This is a genomic window from Paenibacillus silvestris (assembly GCF_009882985.1).
In the GTDB taxonomy this organism is placed as follows: Bacteria; Bacillota; Bacilli; order Paenibacillales; family NBRC-103111; genus Paenibacillus_E; species Paenibacillus_E silvestris.
Genome location: NZ_WTUZ01000010.1, coordinates 633,863 through 651,373 on the forward strand (window position 1 = coordinate 633,863; position 17,511 = coordinate 651,373).

Genomic DNA, 17,511 nt, shown 5'->3' on the forward strand with positions numbered 1-17,511 from the left:
TGAACAAGGAATGGCTCAAAGCGCTTATATAAAATTCGTAACAGGTTCCCAAGTATCCGCACTCACCTTGGATGAACTGAAGGACAAGCTTCTGCATTACCGTGAGCAGCTCAGTCTAACAGCCAAGCAGCTTGGCTGGGAATATGATGAGGCCGGATTCCCTTATACCATTGAGACGAAGCCGGAAGGCGAAGGAAAATGGTTCTATCTGAAAGGTATCAATCCTTTATACAAATATATTGTGATTGGTGTCGGCAGTGAGAAGAATCAAGAGGAAGATCGGCATTATGTCCAAGTTGTATTGCCTGACGACGCCACACATGGCGACAAGAGCAAAGGCAATGAGTTCTGCAAATACCTTGGTAAACTGCTGAAAGCTGAACTTCATCTATTTAATGGCAGAATCATGTACTTCAATCCTCGAAAATGAAATCTTACACGAACGGGGCTGTCCGAGAAGGTTAATTCCAACCTCCAGGACAGCCCCGTTTTATATCCATAGTGAAAAGGCTGCCCTACAGTAGATTACCTACTTCATGGGCAGCCCTTTCTTATGTATAGCTCTTATTCTTCGCCTTCTTGAGCTACGATTTCATTGTAAATGGTCACTACGCGTTCCCATTCTTCTTCATCCTCAATGTTGACTAAGAAAGCATCGTCGCCATCTTCCTCAACTCGGAAAATTACGCCGTCCGCTTCAGGATCATTGCGATCAAGCAATACTGCATAAGCTTGCTCTTGAGATTGGAAGGTATAAACCATAACCATCTCGTGCTCTTCACCGTTCTCGTCCGTTACGATAAAAACATCTTCCCCATGCTCGTGATCGTGGTCACAGTCCGGGCCGTGTACATGATCGTGCTTCTCATCGCTCACAGGCAGAACCTCATTTCGTCGAATAATTACTTACGTAATCATCCTAACATTTTCATATTCAGAGGTCAAACCACTTTCTTATGAGCTTATCCTATTCGGATTGAATTTGCTTCTCGGAAACGACGGAATAATTGCTAGCGCCTGTCGCTTGCATCGCAAATTTAACAACATAAGTGCCCGCTTCGTCAAAGGATACGCCATACAAAGGCACTTTCAGCCAGAAAGATTCTTTGGAATCCGTGATCGATTTCACGACAGGTGTAACTACGCTCTTGCCGCTTGGCGATACGATGGAAACTTGGACAGAGTTAATGCTTGTTTTCAAATTATCGACCTGTGCAAATACAATGAAATCCGCTTGCTTACCACGCTCAACAACGCCGAATGGAACAATAGCAGAATCTTTCCGCACTTCCGTTGTAAAGAACAAGTGCACGTTCGGTTTGTACAAATAGGCCGTCTTGTTGGAATTATCCCATTTCACCAACGCTTGCAAGGCATCGCTAACAGCGCGCAAAGGTAAAACAGTACTCCCTTCAACAATAAGTGGCGGAACGTCCGACTCCCCGAACTCCGATGTCGTATCGTTGACGACCAGACGTGCAATGTTGTAACCCTTAAAATCCCCCCATATCGATGAGGCCACCACTGCAGCCGTGCTTAGAACAAAAAACACCAGCATCAACGTAAATATCCGCTGAACAACTTTCATTTTAAATAACCTCCAGCTCTCGTTAGTAAACTTTATGTCTGCATCTTTATACTCCGAAGGTTAAAAAGAGTTGCGATGATTTTATAATTTTGATAAAAATAATAGAACACGCTGTTTATACGCCTCTGGCTGCAAATGATAGGACCCAACATGCCCCGCTTTTTGTGTAAGCCACAGCTCAAAAACGTCCGGATGCCGGCGCCACATCCCCTCACTATTCGACCATGGAATGGCATCGTCATCCTTGCTGTGTATGAAAAGAATTGGCCTAGGGTAAATACGGTCGACTGCAGCGAGCGCATCTACATGACGGGGATTAATCCCGATCAACCTTGGCAAAATCCCCAATATCAGAGGTGTGAATGGAAACCTCGGCAGCTTCGACCACACCGGCAAATTATCTCTCAAGTAAGGACTTAGCTGGCTAAAAGCACTATCCGTAATGACTCCCGCAACGGTGGATTCTTCCGCAGCCGCCAAAAGCGATGTGCTCCCTCCCATTGAAAAACCCAGCAGGCAAATTTTACCAGGGACATGCTCCTGCACCCATTTAATTGCACCAAGCACATCCTGCTTCTCCAAGTAGCCCACGGTCGTCAAATTGCCCTCGGAATTGCCCGAATTGCGAAAATCAAACATAAGTACATGATAACCTTCATCAACAATAGCCTTCGCTAAGGCAAGCGCCGGCAGTCCCTTCTCAAGTCGTGTACCCGCATACCCATGTGACATGATAACCGTCGTTGCCAACTCACCAGCAGGTGCGAAAGGAGATTTGAAAAACCATCCATCCAGCGCAACATCCTGCAACTGACTAGGAAATGTAATATCCTGCTTTTGCAAGCCGTATTGCTCTGGAAACTCATCGACGATCTTTCGTTTCGGATGTGTTAACTGCCAGCCAACATAGGTAGAAATACCTATCAAAATCAAGCCAATCGTCACGATTAGCGCGCCAATCAAATACCAAATCATCGCCATATCATCACCTTAGATAAAATAAAATAGGTAAGCATCGTACTTTAAGCTTATATGTCAGACATATAATGGTTGAAATCGAGCAACCTCCCATGCTACATTAGAAAAAGATGTTTTTTGTCGAAAAATGGGGGCGGCTGAATGAGTTTGCAAATTCAAATGTTGGGAACCGGCAGTGCTTTTGCCAAAACATTTTATAATACAAGCGCATTAATCCGTTCAAACGAATTGAATATACTCATCGACTGCGGTTCAACAACGCCAAGATCGCTTAACGACATACAAATACAACCCGATCAAATCGATGGCATCGTTATTTCACATATTCATGCCGATCACGTTGGCGGATTGGAAGAAATGGCTTTCCGCTTATTATATGAAAGCAATCAGAAGAAAACAAAGCTGTACCTGACCAAAGCGATCGCAAACGTCTTATGGGAGAACACGCTGAAAGGCGGCATGTATAATCCGGAAGACGGTTATCATTCCCTCGAAGATTATTTTGACGTCATTGTGATTGAGGAACAAGTGCCTGTTGTCATAGGTCCGGGTTTAGCCATTGAACTTGTACCAACTCTGCATATTCCCCGCAAACCTAGCTATTCGCTGTTTATCAACGACCGCATCTTCTATAGCGCAGATACCCGTTTCAGCGAAGAACTGCTCCTTCACGAAGTCATTGATAAAAGAAACTGCCATACCATCTTTCATGATTGTCAATTAAGCGGCCAGGGCTTCATACACGCTACGCTCGAAGAATTGCTAACGTTACCAGAGCATATCCAGCAGCGGGTATACCTCATGCATTATGCTGACAACATGAGCGACTTCATTGGTAAAACCGGTCGCATGCAATTCGTTGTCCAGCACGAAATTATGGATCTTCCAGAATAAATGTTCATCACGGAACCTTAGGACTCCAATGCCCTAAAGGTTCTTTTTTCGTCGAAAATCCGTGTTTATTTCCTATTCTTTTTGCTTGAAAGCAGGATTTGGGTAAACAGACAGAGAACATGTCTCCATAGTGCTAATACTGGACATCGTTACTTGCAGGAGATGATATTTTGATAATCAATTGGATTCTTTTTGCTTACGCATTTGTATTTATGCTATATACGACAATTCTTCACACTTCCATTAATACTCCTTTACAAATCCTTCTCGTTTTACTGTACATGACTAGCTTCCGTTTTCAAGCCAAACATGCTGCAATGCCCTGGCTTCGCTTATTGACCATTGGCCTTATACATTACATCGGCCATTTGAATTTGCTTCTCCCTCTATACATACTAACGCTATTCTATGATATTTATACAGAAGAAAATCGCAAAAAATCGTGGGTGCTTGCCGCCTCCTACGCGCTCATTTTTCTAAGTAATGTGTATCTCATTAAAGGGATCTATGACCTGCTTTGGATTTATGTCGTTGAATGCTTGCTGCATTTCACGACTGTTGCCTTACTGACGAAAGCGACATACTCCACTCTCAAACAGGCTGATCGATTAAAGAAAGAACGATATTTATTTTCGCAGCAGGATTCGTTAACAGGCCTTTACAACTACGAAGAATCCCATCGCCGGCTTGAACAGCTCATTCGTCAGAAGCAGGGATTGGTTCTGATCCTTATCGACTGTACGGATTTGAAGGCGATGAATACAAGCCGCGGCTTTCAGGCTGGAAACTTTATTCTGAAGCAGATGGCTGAGCTCCTCCAAATCTTGTTTAAAGATGCGCTCTTTATCGCAAGATACGGCGGTGATGAATTCGCGGTGGTGATGCCATTGGTTGCAGACCAATCAGCCAATTCCTCGTTAAAGCTAAAGCTTGATTCTGAGCTGCCTAAGTTAACCGGGATTCAAATTACATATGGAATTGCCTCCTACCCGCTAGATGGCTTGACGAAAGATGATCTAATCCTATTAGCTGAGAATAATTTATTCACGAAGAAACGTGAGTCGTGGTTAAACCGTGAAGAACACATGCTTAGGTCCGATAAGCTCAGAGTCATCGGCGAATTGGCCTCTGGCATGGCTCATGAAATACGGAACCCCCTTACAACGGTCAAAGGATTTTTACAAATCTCGAAAGCAAACGGTTACAATATCGAAAATTGGTACAGCTTGATTATGGAAGAAATTGATCGCATGAGTGACTTAACCGGTGAATTCCTGCAATTCTCCAAGCCGCATAGCATCGATTTCCGAGTTTACTCTTTACACGAGTGTGTGCTCAAGGTCATTGCACTGATGGAGTCGGAAGCAACCCGATTCGGTCATCAAATCCACTACAAAGAAGCGGTGGATCCCCTTCTTGTTTTGATGGATCAAGATAAAATGATTCAATTACTGCTCAATATCGTTAAAAATGCCTGTGAAGCTATGGAAGAAAATGGTGTCGTGCACATGCAATTGACGTCTGATGCCAAAAACGTGACCGTCGTAATTGCAGATAATGGTCCTGGGATTCCGGGTGAGCAGTTAGAAAAGATCTTCCATCCCTTCTTTACGACGAAAGAATCTGGCACAGGACTTGGTTTATCGATCTGCTACAAAATCGTACAAGATCACCAAGGAACGCTGGAGGTTGAAAGTGAGCTTGGAACCGGCACAAGATTCATCATCACTTTCCCTTTGGCGCAATAACATCGACATAGAAAAAGCCGCTGTATTTACAGCGGCTTTTTCATTCTTACGTGCAGAATCCCTGCATCGTAGAAGGGTTCTGTCGAGATGACTTTGTATCCCAGTTGATCATAGAACCCCTCTGCTTGACACTGCGCATCGAGAATGGATGACGTGCAGTTCAATTCGCGGGCTTGCTGCTCCATGGCTAGAATAATTTGCTTGCCAAGGGATTGGCCTCTATATTCTTTCAAAACAGCTACGCGCTGCAACTTGGCAGTTTGGGGCTGGTATTCATACCAACGGCCTGTGGCGACAGGTTGTTCGCCGTCTAGAATAAGAAAATGATGGCAGGCTTCCGGCGATTCGTCCTTCTCGTCCATCTCCAAGTGTTCTGGCACTTGCTGCTCGTCTACGAATACTTTGAAACGAACCTTAAAACATTCTTTCAGTTGATCTTGATGTGTAACGCGAATGATTTCCATGTGGACTTTCTTCCTTTCAATGAATATTCCTTGATCTTATCTCATTCATGAAAAGATGTCCACATGCGCCCAAAGTCTACTTTTTTTTCTCCAGCAGATAACTGGAAGCCCCAATTGCTACCCCCAAAATCGCACCGCCCAAAACTTCCCGCGGCAAATGCCCAAGCCTTTCCTTCAACGCTTTACGTCTGCGGGTATGGTATAAGCCTGGATGCTGCTTAGCTAATCGCTCCACTTGCTCATCAATTTCATTGACTTCTACAGCAATTTCCCCTGCTGCAAGACGCACTCCCATGGCATCATACATGACGACGGCTCCAAAAACAGAGGTAATGGCAAAATCAATGGCAGAAAGCCCTCTTTTCATAGCGATATAAGTAGCCAAAGCCGACACGCCCGCGGAGTGCGAACTTGGCATTCCACCCGTTTGAATGAGTTGCGACCAATCCCACTTCTTCGCCGTCATATAAGTAAGAGGAATTTTTATCGCCTGTGCGGTACCAATTCCTAGCAATGCTGTTACAAGTGCTCGATTCATTCTGCTCACCTCACTTGTAGCATCCAACACAGGTTTAGATTCTATTCGTAAATTTTGATACAATAGGAGTGTTAGCTTACGAAGAAAGTTTTCCTGCGAAAAACTCCATGCATTTGCTAGCAACGTCAGTTTTCTTTTGAAAACTTTAAGGAGTGTGAATGATGAATATCGCTTTTTTCCTTTTACCAAAATCCGAAGTTATTACAACAACCTTACAAACAACACTTCGTCAAACACTTGAGCGTATGGAATATCACCGTTACACGGCGGTGCCGATCTTATCCGACGATGGTCATTATGTAGGTACCGTTACCGAAGGCGATTTGTTATGGTTCTTGAAAAATTCAGAAGGTGTTTCATTCGAGAACGCCCACCGTCATTTGCTTTCTGAGGTTCCCCTGCGCGTCCAAAATAAACCCGTTCATATCCATGCAGACATGGTAGATCTCATTGATTTAGCCAAAGTGCAAAACTTCGTGCCGATTGTTGATGATTCCGATAAGTTTATCGGCATTGTGCGAAGAAGTGAAATCATCGAATATTGCGCAAAACAAGTCGTGTTCAAATCCCCCTCCGCTGCAGGAGAGAGGTAGTCACAGCATGTCTGATCAGGTAGACGATTTGAGTCATCACATGCGCACTCGCCAGCATCAGAAATGGCAGCATGGCATACACATAACGATTAACTGGAATAAATACCATATGAACACCTAGAATAACGAGAAATGCAGCGGCAAGGTATTGGACTGCTTGGTTGCGGATGAAAGTCATCATGGCAATGCTCCCCGCACTGATCACAAAGGTGTGTAGATGCGTCATCATGGACATATACCAAGCAGGGACGGAAAACGGATAAGGTCCGACCCACATCGTTTTGAAAAACACTTGTAATTTTCCAATTGTAATCCATTTCAGCCATAATCGCGGCTCTGTGATCAGTCCATCTCTGATCCTTTTCATTCCCTCTGCGAATTGATGATCTTTATCGATATGGTCCCAATCAATGGAATCTCGGAAGTACGGGTCCGTTCCTCCCAGGAACGGATTGCCCGCTTCCCCTTTGGCGATGAAAATAAATTGATGGAAACTCAGCCAATTCCGAATCCACCAAGGCATCATTACGCAGACAAATGCAACAGCTGCGTACCAAGCATAGGTGATGTCGATTTTCTTCGTTTTTCCCCAAAGCAGCAGATAAGGTAAGAGGCCAAGCGGCAGCACATTCGGTCGTATAAGTACGCAAAGGCCAAGCAGCAGCCCCATCCATAGATGATCCTTCCTCTTGTTATCCTGTATCATTCGCACCTGAACATAGATTAAGGCTGTAAAAACCGTCAAAAACGGTACCTCCGTCAATATCAGAGAGGTTGACCAAACGTAGGACGGATATACCGCGGCAAAGCCGCTTGCGATAAGTCCTGTTAACGGATGAAACAGTCTTTTGCCTATTAGAAATAGGAACCCTATAGCACCCAATGCAATAAAACAGTTCAAGACACGAACAACCATAAATGCGGATTCCAGCGACTCATAGCCTGTAAGTTTAAAAATAGCCGCTAGAAACAACGGAAAACCCGGTGTAACGAGTGAATTGGGCACGGTATCCCGATAGGCATAAATGCCCTTGTCTAATAGCTGCACAGCTGTCTTCGTATACTCCAGCTGATCCCACTCAAGTGGGGGATACTCCGCTTCAAGCACATAGTGCAGGCGGAGATACAAGGCCACTGCCATGATGACAAACAACAAGACCCCAATACCACGTTTCATTTCGTGACTCCCCCTTTTTCCTCTTATTTCGCCAGTAGAAAAGCGCCTCCCACCAACAAGAACAGCCCCACCAATTGCGAGGACGAAAATGATTCTTTAAATATCAACCAACCGAACAACGCTCCAAAAACATAAGCTATAGACTGTAGCGGATAGACACGACTGAGGTCGAATTTGCTTAATGCATAAAACCAAATCAGCGTTGCCACTGCATATAACAAACATCCTGCCAGAATATAGGGCTGCATCAAAACAGCTCCTAAATTAGTTAGTCCCGTTAGCGGCATTCGGGTAAGCGCTATTTTCCAGACAATTTGACCGCAGACTAGCAAAACGACATTCAGGCACACAACGACTAGTGGTTGCTGTAACAGGGTCATTTTGAGCCACCTCCACGTAACTGCTCCTCTAACAGAGCTACCTCTTGAACTAGCCGGGTTAATTTACGATGAAGCTTCGAAATGACAAGTGTCAAATGCATAATAAACGCAAGTGAAAATAACAATCCCACTAGAAACAATAAAGAAGGCGCATAATGAACATGCAGCTTGTGTGATACTACATCCAGTAAGCTTGGAAATAGGCTGAACAAAGCCATCATAAATCCAAGTATTAGCCACAGAATGGCATACTGTTCCTGCAGCTTCTGCCTGCGTATCAGTTCTACAGAAATGAATATAAACACTAAGCAACAGGCTACGGCCATTAAATAGACATTCATCTTCGATCAACTCACATCACGGATTCTTGAAATACATACAGCTAAAGATACTTTAAGCATATAGTAGAGCGATTTGACTGGCGTAATGGATGATCGCCCTGCTTTCCTTGCATGCATCAGCACGGATACTTCCTTCACTCTAAAGCGTTTTCTTACCAGCAGCACAATAGCTTCAACCTCTGGGTAATCCTCCGGATATTCCTCGGCAAAAAATTCAATGATAGGCCGATTCACCGCACGGAATCCTGAGGTTGGATCTGTGAACGTTTTGCCGGTCATCCACCCAATCATCCATGTGAAAAATAGAATGCCTACTCTTCGGTTCCAGGCTGATCGATAACTTGTTTTCACCAGAAATCGAGAGCCAATGCAGCAATCTACCTGCCCCTCTTCAATTGGCCCTAGAATATAAGACAGCGCCTCAGGGTCATGCTGGCCGTCTGCATCAATTTGCACAGCGATGTCATACCCATGCCTTAGCGCATATAAATAACCCGTCTGCATAGCCCCTCCGATGCCTAGGTTGACGGGTAAATCAATCACCGTTGCTTGCTGTGTCATTCGAGCAACCCGCGATGTCTGATCTTTGGATCCATCATTGATGATCACAATATCCATCTCAGGTTGTGCACAATGAATAGCCGCCACGACATGCGCTATACTTTTTTCTTCATTGTATGCTGGAATGATGGCAAGCTTTTTCACAGAACTTGCTCCCTCCTTATGTGAGGTTTGGCCTTCTAGCCAGACTAATTCCAAGCATACCCTCTTCGCCTCCTAAATAAACCAGTTGCCTAAAGCCGTGGATAGGGTTCGCACTCCAGAGACAGACTAAGAGGAAAACTTTGCTTTGAAAGGAAGGATATCCCTGAATCCAATGAACCAGAACAAGCAATGGCTATTAGATAAACTTGGCCCTTCCGACGATTTGGAGCATCGTTTGATCCAATCCAATCATTTTCAGGTCGAAATTTTATTTATCACCAATATTTGTGACAGCACCTTAATCAGAGACGATATCATCCAACCGTTTTTCCAGATGAAACAGGAAGCCGAATATGAAAATTATTTACTCTCTTTTCCTGGCTGCGTGCGACCTGCGTCCAATGTTGATGCTCTGAACAAAATTACAGCGGGCCATATTGCCATATTGTTCAGAGAACGCATCCTGCTTTTCAATGCCGCCCAAATAAAGGCCGCTGCACTCAGTGATGCACAAGTGGAAGCAACGATTCAAGGACCACAAACGGGCTTTTGCGAGCACATTGATACGAATATCAACCTGATCCGCTTCCGTTACCAGAACAACTCATTGCGCGTGGAGTGTCTGGAGATCGGACGGTTATCCAAATCTAGGCTATGCATGATGTATGACGATTTGCAAGTCGACCATCAGATACTTGATCAAGTAAGAAAAGCGATTGATGAGATCAAGGTTGACACCTTGCAATCAGCTAATGAGCTAACTCAACTGTTAAACAAACAGAAGTTTTCTATCTTTCCCACCTTCCTAACGACAGAGCGTCCTGACAGAGCCATTCTCAATATATCGCAAGGAAAAGTCATATTAATGCTCGAAGGAACGCCATTTGTTCTGATTTTGCCCGTCGTGTTTTATGATTTCTACTCGGCTATGGATGATAACTATCAGCTATCTTTAGTTAGCTATTTCCTGCTTATCTTGCGTTACATTGCTTTGTTATTGAGTTTAATTTTACCTGCAGCCTACGTCGCGCTTACCGCCTACAATCCAGAAATATTCCGAGTCCAAGTCGCCCTGTCCATCGCTGGCAGCCGAGCTTCTGTGCCCTATCCGGCCTATGTCGAAGTCCTGCTCATGCTGATCCTAATGGAGCTTCTGCTTGAAGCAAGCATCCGTTTACCGAAATCTGTAGGTTCCACAGCTACTACAGTTGGCGGATTAATACTAGGACAAGCTGCTACTTCCGCAGGCTTAATCAGCAATATCATGATTATTATCGTATCCACGGTAGCGATCTCCAACTTTGTCGTTCCCATAAATTCAATGAGCTTCGCGATGAGAATCATGAAATATCCCCTTGTCCTGCTCGCGTCCATGTTGGGCATCACGGGAGTTGTGCTTGGGCTCATTGGCATGACGGCTTATATGTCAAATTTAAGAAGCTTTGGCGTTCCCTATTTACGCTTATTTTTCTATCGTAAATAGGGCGAGTCCTACCTGAGTGGGGAGATTGCACCGATGATCCGTTATTTTTACTATTTAGTTTTATTAAATATGCTGGCGAACATCATCCTCTTTGTCCCTCGTATTCTTCTTGCACACAGATTCGAAGGAAGTATGATGTCGCTGGTCTTATCTGTTCCGATCGGTTTCACCCTCCTGTATGTTTTCGTCAAAAGTATTTCGAAGTTCCCTGGACAGGGTTTCCCGGAAATATTAAAAAAACACGCGCCGCGATGGGTGTGTATCTTCATTTTGATCTATTTTATTGCCAATTGGTTTTTAGCCGGGATGATAACATTGATTGCCTTTAGCGAGATCACCAAAAAGTATATTAATCCCGATATTTCGTCGATGCTAATTGTTTTAGCTTTCGTGATTGTTGTTGGCATGATTGCCCGTTTAAAATCAGAATCCGTTCTTTTCTGCATGGAAATATTGCTGGTTACCAATGTCCCCATTATTGCCTGGGTCTTGTATAAAGCTGTAACGAATGAAGCTATGCATTATGATGCTTGTTTCGAAATAGCTACCCATATACTGAATAGGCCAACGTGGGATTCAATATCAGCTGGCACTTACATTTTCACTGGATATACGAATTTAGTTATCTTCAACAGGCTCCTTAAGCCAAATAAAAAAATTCCCTTACTCTGGACAATTCCGATTGTTGGAACCTGTGTTTTGCTAGCAAGTTTTTTGATTCCAGTGGGTTACCATGGCACCATGGCGGTAAATACTTACATATACCCTTGGATTTCAACCTCAGATTCTATGCGTGTAGAATTTGGTTTAGTAGAAAGGGTCTTATTTATTTTCATGCTGCTGTATACCAATATTAGTTTGGCTGGTTCCTTTATCCATTGGCATGTGGGTGTAGAATTTTTTAAAGAGCTGATTCCCAGCCAGAAAGAAAAAACCTACTTCACTTGGGCCGTAGTCGCCGCAATGGGTGGGATCACTTTTTTGCTCAGCTACTTCTTCAACGACAATTCCCTATTCAATTTTGGCACTCTTTATCTAAATATAAGACTGGTTTCTGAAATTGCCTTGGTGATTATCATTGTTATTTTGGCCAGGAGGAAAATCGCGTGAAAAAATGGCTCATCATCCTTTTGCTCTTATGCCTATTCCTGTGCCTGTGCGGAGGTTGCGGCTTCAAGGATATTGACAAACGATTTTTCGTTGTTTCCATCGGGATTGATAAATCTGAAAAAAAAGATATGAAATATCGGATTTCCCTCAAATTAGCCGTCCCTGGGAGCAGCCTCGATTATAGTTCTGCACAATACGAATTGATTACACAGGATGCCAACTCCATCACCGAAGGTGTTCGACTATTGAAGTCTAAGGTCGATAAAGAACTGGATTTCGGTCATGCAAAAATCATTATTTTTGGCTATTCGTTTTTGAAGGAAAATGGGATCAACGAGTTAGACTGGCTCAATCGTCGCAGAGATATCCAACTCGTGTCCTGGGTTGCTGTTGGACAACCTTCAGCAGAAGCTGTATTGGGAACAAAAATTTCTCATGAGAGGATGCCTGGCAACTCCTTGCTGCTAAGCTTTGGTAAGACGGGGGTAGAATCGGGTTATGTGGTATCTGAGTACTTATTCAACTTTTATCGCAAAAAAAAAGAACTAGGATTAGATCCCATTCTCCCTATTGTGGAATCGGCTAATAACCATTTTACCATTAACACTGCGGTCGTTTTTGATAAGAAGAACCCTAGGCTCACACTTAACCCGAGTGAAACCAGGCTCTTTAATATCATGAAGGCGAGTATAAATAAAGTTGAAATTGGAGCGCCCTATCAGGGTTCGAAATTTTTCGTTTCGGTGGATAATATTAATTCAAATTACCATATTCGCACTCCCAAGAATGGCCCGGCCTATGTGGATATGCATATTAAAATGAGAGGTGTCATTGAAGAATCGGCATTAGGCTCCCTCGAAATCGAACATCTCCCCCAATATGAAGCAGCAATTTGCCAACACATTCAAGAAAAAATAGTCCTGCTTTTGAAAAAATTACGAGACAACAAGCTGGATCCTCTCGCCTTCGGACTGAAGTATCGATCACATCACTTTGGAACGGTCGAAGAGGAATGGCGTACATGGCAAGCTCTCTATCCCGAATTGGAGTTCCGTGTAGGAGTTGAAATGAAGCTCGAAGGAGTTGGCGTGATCAAATAATGATCGGCTTTGCGAGACTCTTCCACCTTGCCTGCATTGCCTTGGTCAGACATCCATTTACGCAATTGATCAGGCTGAATTCCGAGTTGATTCATCAGATGATGAATATCTATCTCTCTCATACACTACACCCCATCTATGGTTTGTCTCTTTCTGTATAACTCTTCTTTACTTTATCGGTCAGACTCGATTATGTAAATAAGTGCATATTGTCGAATCGCCTAAAGAATCGATAAAACGTATCACCGAAAAAACAAATTAAAAAGGTTGTATTTCGACAAAAAGAAGAAAAGGATCTCCCGAAAGTCATTTAATGATTTAGGGAGAGCCTTTTTTTTGAACTTTTGAGTCAGCACCACCTTAGTTGAACGGGAATTACTACCGCTAAATCGCCTAATAACTCAGCTACAGGCAGGAATACATGGAATTTCTCCTGTTCATGCGGACGATTGACGGGAGTTTTTCCCTGTATTCTATTCGGCTCCATAAAAAAGAGGCGATCCCAAGTCATCCAATGACTTAGGGAGCGCCTTTTTTTGAACTTGTTGGGATAGCCTCTATACTTGGGTGATGACATCTTCAATTACTGCAGCTGTCCGCTCGAGGATGCTTTGGATGATACAAATTCGCTTGCCCAATCGACCATGCCGTTCATTAATGTCAGAATCAAGTTGACAGCGTCCTTCTCTGTTAATGTGCCATTGTTAGATTGGCTGCTGACATATTGGGATGTTTTTTGTTCAAGCTTTTCAACCAAATCCTTAATTTTCAATAATTCATTGGCTAAGTCTGAGACTTGTTGGCCGCTGGCACCGTTTTGTCCGGCTTGCTGACCCTGTCCCTGTCCTTGTCCTTGTCCTTGTCCTTGGCCTTGGCCTTGATTCTGAGCTTGGCCCTGATCTTGTCCTTGGCCCTGACCTTGGCTCTGAGCTTGATCCTGACTTTGTGCTGGATCTTCTCCCTGCGCTTGCTGTTGACCAGAGTCCGAAGCTTGCTGCTGCTGATTTTGGCCACCTTGCGAGTTCTGGGATCCGCCTAACAACATTTTCTTTACTTGTTCGAGCTCAATTAACACCAAATCATTTTGCTTGGTGAGTTCATCCATTTGCAGCTTGAGATCCTGTGTTTTGATCATGTTGTCAAGATTGCTCCTTCCTTTATTTCACGGCACCGCAGGCGATTCGTTTACCAGAATTACCGGATGGATCTGTCTTCAGATCATCAGCTTTCTCATGAATGACGAGTGAAGTTCCTCCTGGCTTAAATAACGAATTCGGTTTGTCAGGAAGCAGCACCACGGATTTGGTCACCGTACTCAAACGGCCATTTCCTTGCTCATCCACAACCAGATTAGGAAGATCCCCTGCATGAACACCTTTGGGATTAAGAAAACCATGCTCTTTATGCATCGGATTAAGATGTGCACCTGCCGAGTCAAAGGTCGGCGCATCGCAAGCGGATTTTTCATGAATATGAAAACCATGGGCACCAGGCGTTAGACCGCTTACTTGAAGATCAATTTGTACCCCATCTGGAACTGCTGCCAATTGCGCCTTCCCAACCGCTTGTCCACTTGCTCCAATTAATGTAACCTGTAGAGGCGGCGAGGAGTCGGATTCTGCTGTCGCTGTGCTTTTCACGCTCTGACAGCCAGTAAGCACGAGCAGTCCCAAGCTCACAGTCACAACAATTTTTAATGATTTCATAACAGTTTGTCCTCCCGAAAACTTAGCATTTTACATAATCTACCCTTAGGATGCACAACTGACTTCTGCTGTAACCGTATGACAAGAATAAAATTTTCATATTTGTTCAGAAATAGTAAAAAGCCCGCAATCATTCGATCGCAGGCATTTCATCATTTATTTCCCCTTATAAAATGGTCATCAATTTGGCTATGATTTGAAGATTCTCAAGTTTACGCTTGTAGAAATGGAACTCTACCTTCGTATGCTCTACCGCATCTTCCATTCGTAATACTTGTTGCTGCAAATCTTTCGTGTAAGGCCACATTTCAGCTTGGCGCTGTTGCTCATTTTTCCCCGTGACCACGCCATCGCCAATAACCTCACATTCCTTCGCCAATAGTTCGTGCTTGGCCCAGCTTAGCTCAGATACCGCATCTACATAGATAGCTTCAGCTTGTTTGAGCAGCTCAGGTACTAACTGTAATTCCAAAATAACATCCGACCGGTTCATTCGGACTCCTCCTAAGAGTTTTCGTAAGAAAACTATCTTTGTAAGCATCAGCTCAGCTTATCCAATCATAAACTTTCGCTGCTTGCCTCATGTATATTCATAGAAAAATAAAACATGCTCATTAGTGAAATCCGGCGAAAATAAGCCGTTTTTAGGTAAAAACCGTGATTTTTTGCAATCCCAGTTCAGCAGTATATGACAAACATATTAAGGTTTCATTAAATCTATTGAAAGCCCTTTCAACCTCTTGTATACCCTGATAGAAGCGGATAAAATGAGAGTATTCATAACATGAGGAGGTGACAATGAATGAGCCAAGAGGAAGAAGTTGTATCCCAAAACGAAGAAGAAATCGCTGAAGAGTCCACAGAAGAAGTGGTGAACGAAGAGGCGGCTGAAGAAGTTGTAGAGGCTATTGAAGAAGCTGCTGCATCTGAAGAGGAATAATTGCTCCTTATTTATAATAAATCCTCCCTCAGTCAACTGGCTGGGGGTTTATTGATTTTATAGATATTTTATATTTTGTAAGTATAAATTTTCTGAACATTCAAATAATACTTGTGTACCATAAAAAAGGAGATGATTTTGGATGGCTAGTAACAACACTTTGGTCGTACAACAAGCAAAAGCAGCACTAGATCAACTGAAGTTTGAAGTCGCTCAGGAAATTGGTGTCCCTCTCTCCCCTTCTGGCTACAACGGTAATTTGGCAACTCGTGATGCTGGCGCGATCGGCGGAAACATCACGAAGCGTTTGGTACAAATCGCTGAACAACAACTTTCCAGCTTTAAACGTTAATTTTCTGATGTAAAAGCAAACTCCAAAAGACTGATTTCACTCGATCCTCCTTAGAGTGACCATCAGTCTTTTTTCTTTTTCTTCAATATTGTCATCTGTTCCTTTGATATCCTCACGACTTTTAACTCGCATATTCTCTTCAGATTACCTCTTTAGTATGATGGCTTTATCCCTTACATACAAAAGGAGTGGTAACCATGACTGACCCACAATACGAAATTTTCCGTGATCCGTACCGCATGCTTATTCTATTGGCTACATTAGTTAGCGAACAAAAAGGTGAAACAACGCTGCAGTTTGACAACGTGCCTTATTACGAGAATGACACCTTCCTCATTCAGCACGACAAATTTGTATACAAAAAAGCGCAAACTGAAATCACCTGGTTTCAATTCCTAGGAAGAGACATTGCCTGCAATAAAGACTATACCCGTGAGGAATATAACAAAATGTTCGTGGATTGCCTGGCTTCCCTTTACAACATTACTTAGTTCATGCAAAAAATGAAAAGCGCTGTTTAGATGGATGACCCCACCTACACAGCGCTTTTTGTCATGAGTTACTTCTTTTTCACTTCTTCTACAAATACATCGCTTGCATCACGATTACTTCCAAGCTCAAGAATCGTATATTTCTTTTCGCCAATCATAATCACATCTTCCACTTCAGGAAGCGGATCACCCAAATATACGGTACCTAGATACACATTACTGCTCTTCAAACGCAAATTCCATCGATGTTGCTGCTTTGTCATGCCTGTTCCTCCCAAACTCTAATGACACCAAGTTACCATAAATTCCGCTAATATGAAAGTCCTATATCAAAGCGACTACTTTTTTGATATATTAGTGACATGATTGAGCAGAAAGGTTGACAAATCCATGACAACGCAAGGCGTAACTAACGATGAGCTATCCATGCTTCTGGGTAAAGGTCATATAACAACTTTAGAAACTTCATCTAGTGAATATTCCTTCATGCCCAGGTCCAAAAAGAAGCGTAAAACTTACCATATTCTCTCAAAGCTTTTTCGATTTTGGAGGAGCTAATCGTTTACAAAATAACCATCATATGTATTGACACACTTAAAAATTCTTGGTATATTACTAATTGTCTTCACAAAAACGACTTGTTAGCTCAGCTGGGAGAGCACTATCTTGACAGGGTAGGGGTCAGTGGTTCGAGCCCACTACAGGTCATATATAACAGAATCCCGCATAGCCCTGTGCTATGCGGGTTTTGTTTATTAGTACAGTCTTCAAAAAGTGCATGTATTATTTTGTTTTTTTATTACTTGGGTACGCATTGGGTACCAAATACTTTATCATAGTTCAAAATACGTCGTGAAATAATTACTGTAACTTCATTTACAAACTAAAATATCGAACAATAAGCCATAGGTATTCACCCTTGA

General features: G+C 43.2%; 23 protein-coding genes and 1 tRNA gene. 11 read left to right on the plus strand and 13 right to left on the minus strand.

The features are described 5' to 3' along the window. The first annotated feature begins 10 nt into the window (after window positions 1-10). Window positions 11-430, plus strand: a complete 420-nt coding sequence (locus tag GQF01_RS06375) for a DUF1885 family protein (RefSeq protein ID WP_161405978.1) — start codon at window positions 11-13, stop codon at window positions 428-430. A gap of 134 nt (window positions 431-564) precedes the next feature. Here the strand turns inward: GQF01_RS06375 and GQF01_RS36580 are convergent, their stop codons facing one another. The 3 genes from GQF01_RS36580 to GQF01_RS06390 all read right to left on the minus strand — a co-directional run bounded on the left by GQF01_RS36580 (window position 565) and on the right by GQF01_RS06390 (window position 2,563). Then, window positions 565-876: a DUF1292 domain-containing protein gene (locus tag GQF01_RS36580; protein ID WP_127452090.1), complete on the minus strand. Its 312-nt coding sequence runs from the start codon at window positions 874-876 to the stop codon at window positions 565-567. Between the two features lie 91 nt (window positions 877-967). Next, complete coding sequence (locus tag GQF01_RS06385) at window positions 968-1,588, minus strand: stalk domain-containing protein (protein WP_161405979.1); 621 nt, start codon at window positions 1,586-1,588, stop codon at window positions 968-970. Between the two features lie 81 nt (window positions 1,589-1,669). After that, the gene (locus GQF01_RS06390) at window positions 1,670-2,563 is read right to left on the minus strand and encodes an alpha/beta hydrolase (protein ID WP_161405980.1); all 894 of its coding nucleotides are present in this window, start codon (window positions 2,561-2,563) and stop codon (window positions 1,670-1,672) included. Between the two features lie 144 nt (window positions 2,564-2,707). Between GQF01_RS06390 and GQF01_RS06395 the strand changes: the two genes are divergently transcribed. Next, entirely contained in the window at window positions 2,708-3,460 is a 753-nt protein-coding gene (locus tag GQF01_RS06395) for an MBL fold metallo-hydrolase (protein WP_161405981.1), read from the plus strand. A gap of 170 nt (window positions 3,461-3,630) precedes the next feature. Next, complete coding sequence (locus tag GQF01_RS06400) at window positions 3,631-5,208, plus strand: sensor histidine kinase (RefSeq protein WP_235959042.1); 1,578 nt, start codon at window positions 3,631-3,633, stop codon at window positions 5,206-5,208. 26 nt (window positions 5,209-5,234) lie between these two features. On the opposite strand, the gene GQF01_RS06405 is transcribed toward GQF01_RS06400, so the two are convergent. Continuing rightward, window positions 5,235-5,672, minus strand: coding sequence for a GNAT family N-acetyltransferase (locus GQF01_RS06405; protein WP_161405982.1), 438 nt, complete (start codon window positions 5,670-5,672; stop codon window positions 5,235-5,237). Window positions 5,673-5,748: 76 nt separating this feature from the next. After that, complete coding sequence (locus tag GQF01_RS06410; RefSeq protein ID WP_161405983.1) at window positions 5,749-6,210, minus strand: divergent PAP2 family protein; 462 nt, start codon at window positions 6,208-6,210, stop codon at window positions 5,749-5,751. Window positions 6,211-6,371: 161 nt separating this feature from the next. Here GQF01_RS06410 and GQF01_RS06415 point away from each other — a divergent pair, with 161 nt between their 5' ends. Beyond that, window positions 6,372-6,803, plus strand: coding sequence for a CBS domain-containing protein (locus GQF01_RS06415; protein WP_161405984.1), 432 nt, complete (start codon window positions 6,372-6,374; stop codon window positions 6,801-6,803). Here GQF01_RS06415 and GQF01_RS06420 read toward each other — a convergent pair. The 4 genes from GQF01_RS06420 to GQF01_RS06435 are packed head-to-tail and all read right to left on the minus strand — an operon-like array spanning window position 6,772 to window position 9,406. Then, entirely contained in the window at window positions 6,772-7,980 is a 1,209-nt protein-coding gene (locus GQF01_RS06420; protein WP_161405985.1) for an ArnT family glycosyltransferase, read from the minus strand. The genes GQF01_RS06415 and GQF01_RS06420 overlap by 32 nt on opposite strands. Before the next feature lie 23 nt (window positions 7,981-8,003). After that, complete coding sequence (locus tag GQF01_RS06425) at window positions 8,004-8,360, minus strand: EamA family transporter (protein ID WP_161405986.1); 357 nt, start codon at window positions 8,358-8,360, stop codon at window positions 8,004-8,006. Further along, the gene (locus GQF01_RS06430) at window positions 8,357-8,701 is read right to left on the minus strand and encodes a DUF2304 domain-containing protein (protein WP_328803406.1); all 345 of its coding nucleotides are present in this window, start codon (window positions 8,699-8,701) and stop codon (window positions 8,357-8,359) included. Before GQF01_RS06430 ends, GQF01_RS06425 begins: the two co-directional genes overlap by 4 nt. A gap of 6 nt (window positions 8,702-8,707) precedes the next feature. Further along, entirely contained in the window at window positions 8,708-9,406 is a 699-nt protein-coding gene (locus GQF01_RS06435; protein WP_161405988.1) for a glycosyltransferase family 2 protein, read from the minus strand. 172 nt (window positions 9,407-9,578) lie between these two features. Between GQF01_RS06435 and GQF01_RS06440 the strand changes: the two genes are divergently transcribed. Genes GQF01_RS06440 through GQF01_RS06450 form a run of 3 tightly spaced genes read left to right on the plus strand, consistent with a single transcriptional unit; the run spans window position 9,579 to window position 13,099 of the window. Next, window positions 9,579-10,889: a spore germination protein gene (locus GQF01_RS06440; RefSeq protein WP_161405989.1), complete on the plus strand. Its 1,311-nt coding sequence runs from the start codon at window positions 9,579-9,581 to the stop codon at window positions 10,887-10,889. 33 nt (window positions 10,890-10,922) lie between these two features. Further along, entirely contained in the window at window positions 10,923-11,999 is a 1,077-nt protein-coding gene (locus tag GQF01_RS06445; RefSeq protein WP_161405990.1) for a GerAB/ArcD/ProY family transporter, read from the plus strand. Continuing rightward, window positions 11,996-13,099: a Ger(x)C family spore germination protein gene (locus tag GQF01_RS06450; protein ID WP_161405991.1), complete on the plus strand. Its 1,104-nt coding sequence runs from the start codon at window positions 11,996-11,998 to the stop codon at window positions 13,097-13,099. Before GQF01_RS06445 ends, GQF01_RS06450 begins: the two co-directional genes overlap by 4 nt. 583 nt (window positions 13,100-13,682) lie before the next feature. On the opposite strand, the gene GQF01_RS06455 is transcribed toward GQF01_RS06450, so the two are convergent. From GQF01_RS06455 to GQF01_RS06465, 3 genes are all read right to left on the minus strand, one after another. After that, window positions 13,683-14,234 (minus strand): hypothetical protein, encoded by a 552-nt coding sequence (locus tag GQF01_RS06455; protein WP_161405992.1) that lies wholly within the window; start codon window positions 14,232-14,234, stop codon window positions 13,683-13,685. Between the two features lie 22 nt (window positions 14,235-14,256). Beyond that, window positions 14,257-14,805 carry a superoxide dismutase family protein gene (locus GQF01_RS06460; RefSeq protein ID WP_161405993.1) on the minus strand — a complete coding sequence of 183 codons (549 nt, stop codon included), beginning with the start codon at window positions 14,803-14,805 and terminating at the stop codon, window positions 14,257-14,259. A 166-nt stretch (window positions 14,806-14,971) separates the two neighbouring features. Then, window positions 14,972-15,298 carry a hypothetical protein gene (locus GQF01_RS06465; RefSeq protein WP_145656799.1) on the minus strand — a complete coding sequence of 109 codons (327 nt, stop codon included), beginning with the start codon at window positions 15,296-15,298 and terminating at the stop codon, window positions 14,972-14,974. Between the two features lie 309 nt (window positions 15,299-15,607). Here GQF01_RS06465 and GQF01_RS06470 point away from each other — a divergent pair, with 309 nt between their 5' ends. The 3 genes from GQF01_RS06470 to GQF01_RS06480 all read left to right on the plus strand — a co-directional run bounded on the left by GQF01_RS06470 (window position 15,608) and on the right by GQF01_RS06480 (window position 16,588). Continuing rightward, the gene (locus GQF01_RS06470) at window positions 15,608-15,745 is read left to right on the plus strand and encodes a hypothetical protein (protein WP_161405994.1); all 138 of its coding nucleotides are present in this window, start codon (window positions 15,608-15,610) and stop codon (window positions 15,743-15,745) included. A gap of 142 nt (window positions 15,746-15,887) precedes the next feature. Further along, the gene (locus GQF01_RS06475) at window positions 15,888-16,097 is read left to right on the plus strand and encodes an alpha/beta-type small acid-soluble spore protein (protein ID WP_161405995.1); all 210 of its coding nucleotides are present in this window, start codon (window positions 15,888-15,890) and stop codon (window positions 16,095-16,097) included. A 197-nt stretch (window positions 16,098-16,294) separates the two neighbouring features. Next, window positions 16,295-16,588 (plus strand): hypothetical protein, encoded by a 294-nt coding sequence (locus tag GQF01_RS06480; protein WP_161405996.1) that lies wholly within the window; start codon window positions 16,295-16,297, stop codon window positions 16,586-16,588. A gap of 68 nt (window positions 16,589-16,656) precedes the next feature. On the opposite strand, the gene GQF01_RS06485 is transcribed toward GQF01_RS06480, so the two are convergent. Continuing rightward, window positions 16,657-16,851 carry a hypothetical protein gene (locus GQF01_RS06485; protein WP_029196081.1) on the minus strand — a complete coding sequence of 65 codons (195 nt, stop codon included), beginning with the start codon at window positions 16,849-16,851 and terminating at the stop codon, window positions 16,657-16,659. A gap of 372 nt (window positions 16,852-17,223) precedes the next feature. On the opposite strand from GQF01_RS06485, the gene GQF01_RS06490 reads away from it, so the two are divergent. Continuing rightward, window positions 17,224-17,296 (plus strand) — tRNA-Val (locus GQF01_RS06490). Window positions 17,297-17,511: the final 215 nt, after the last annotated feature.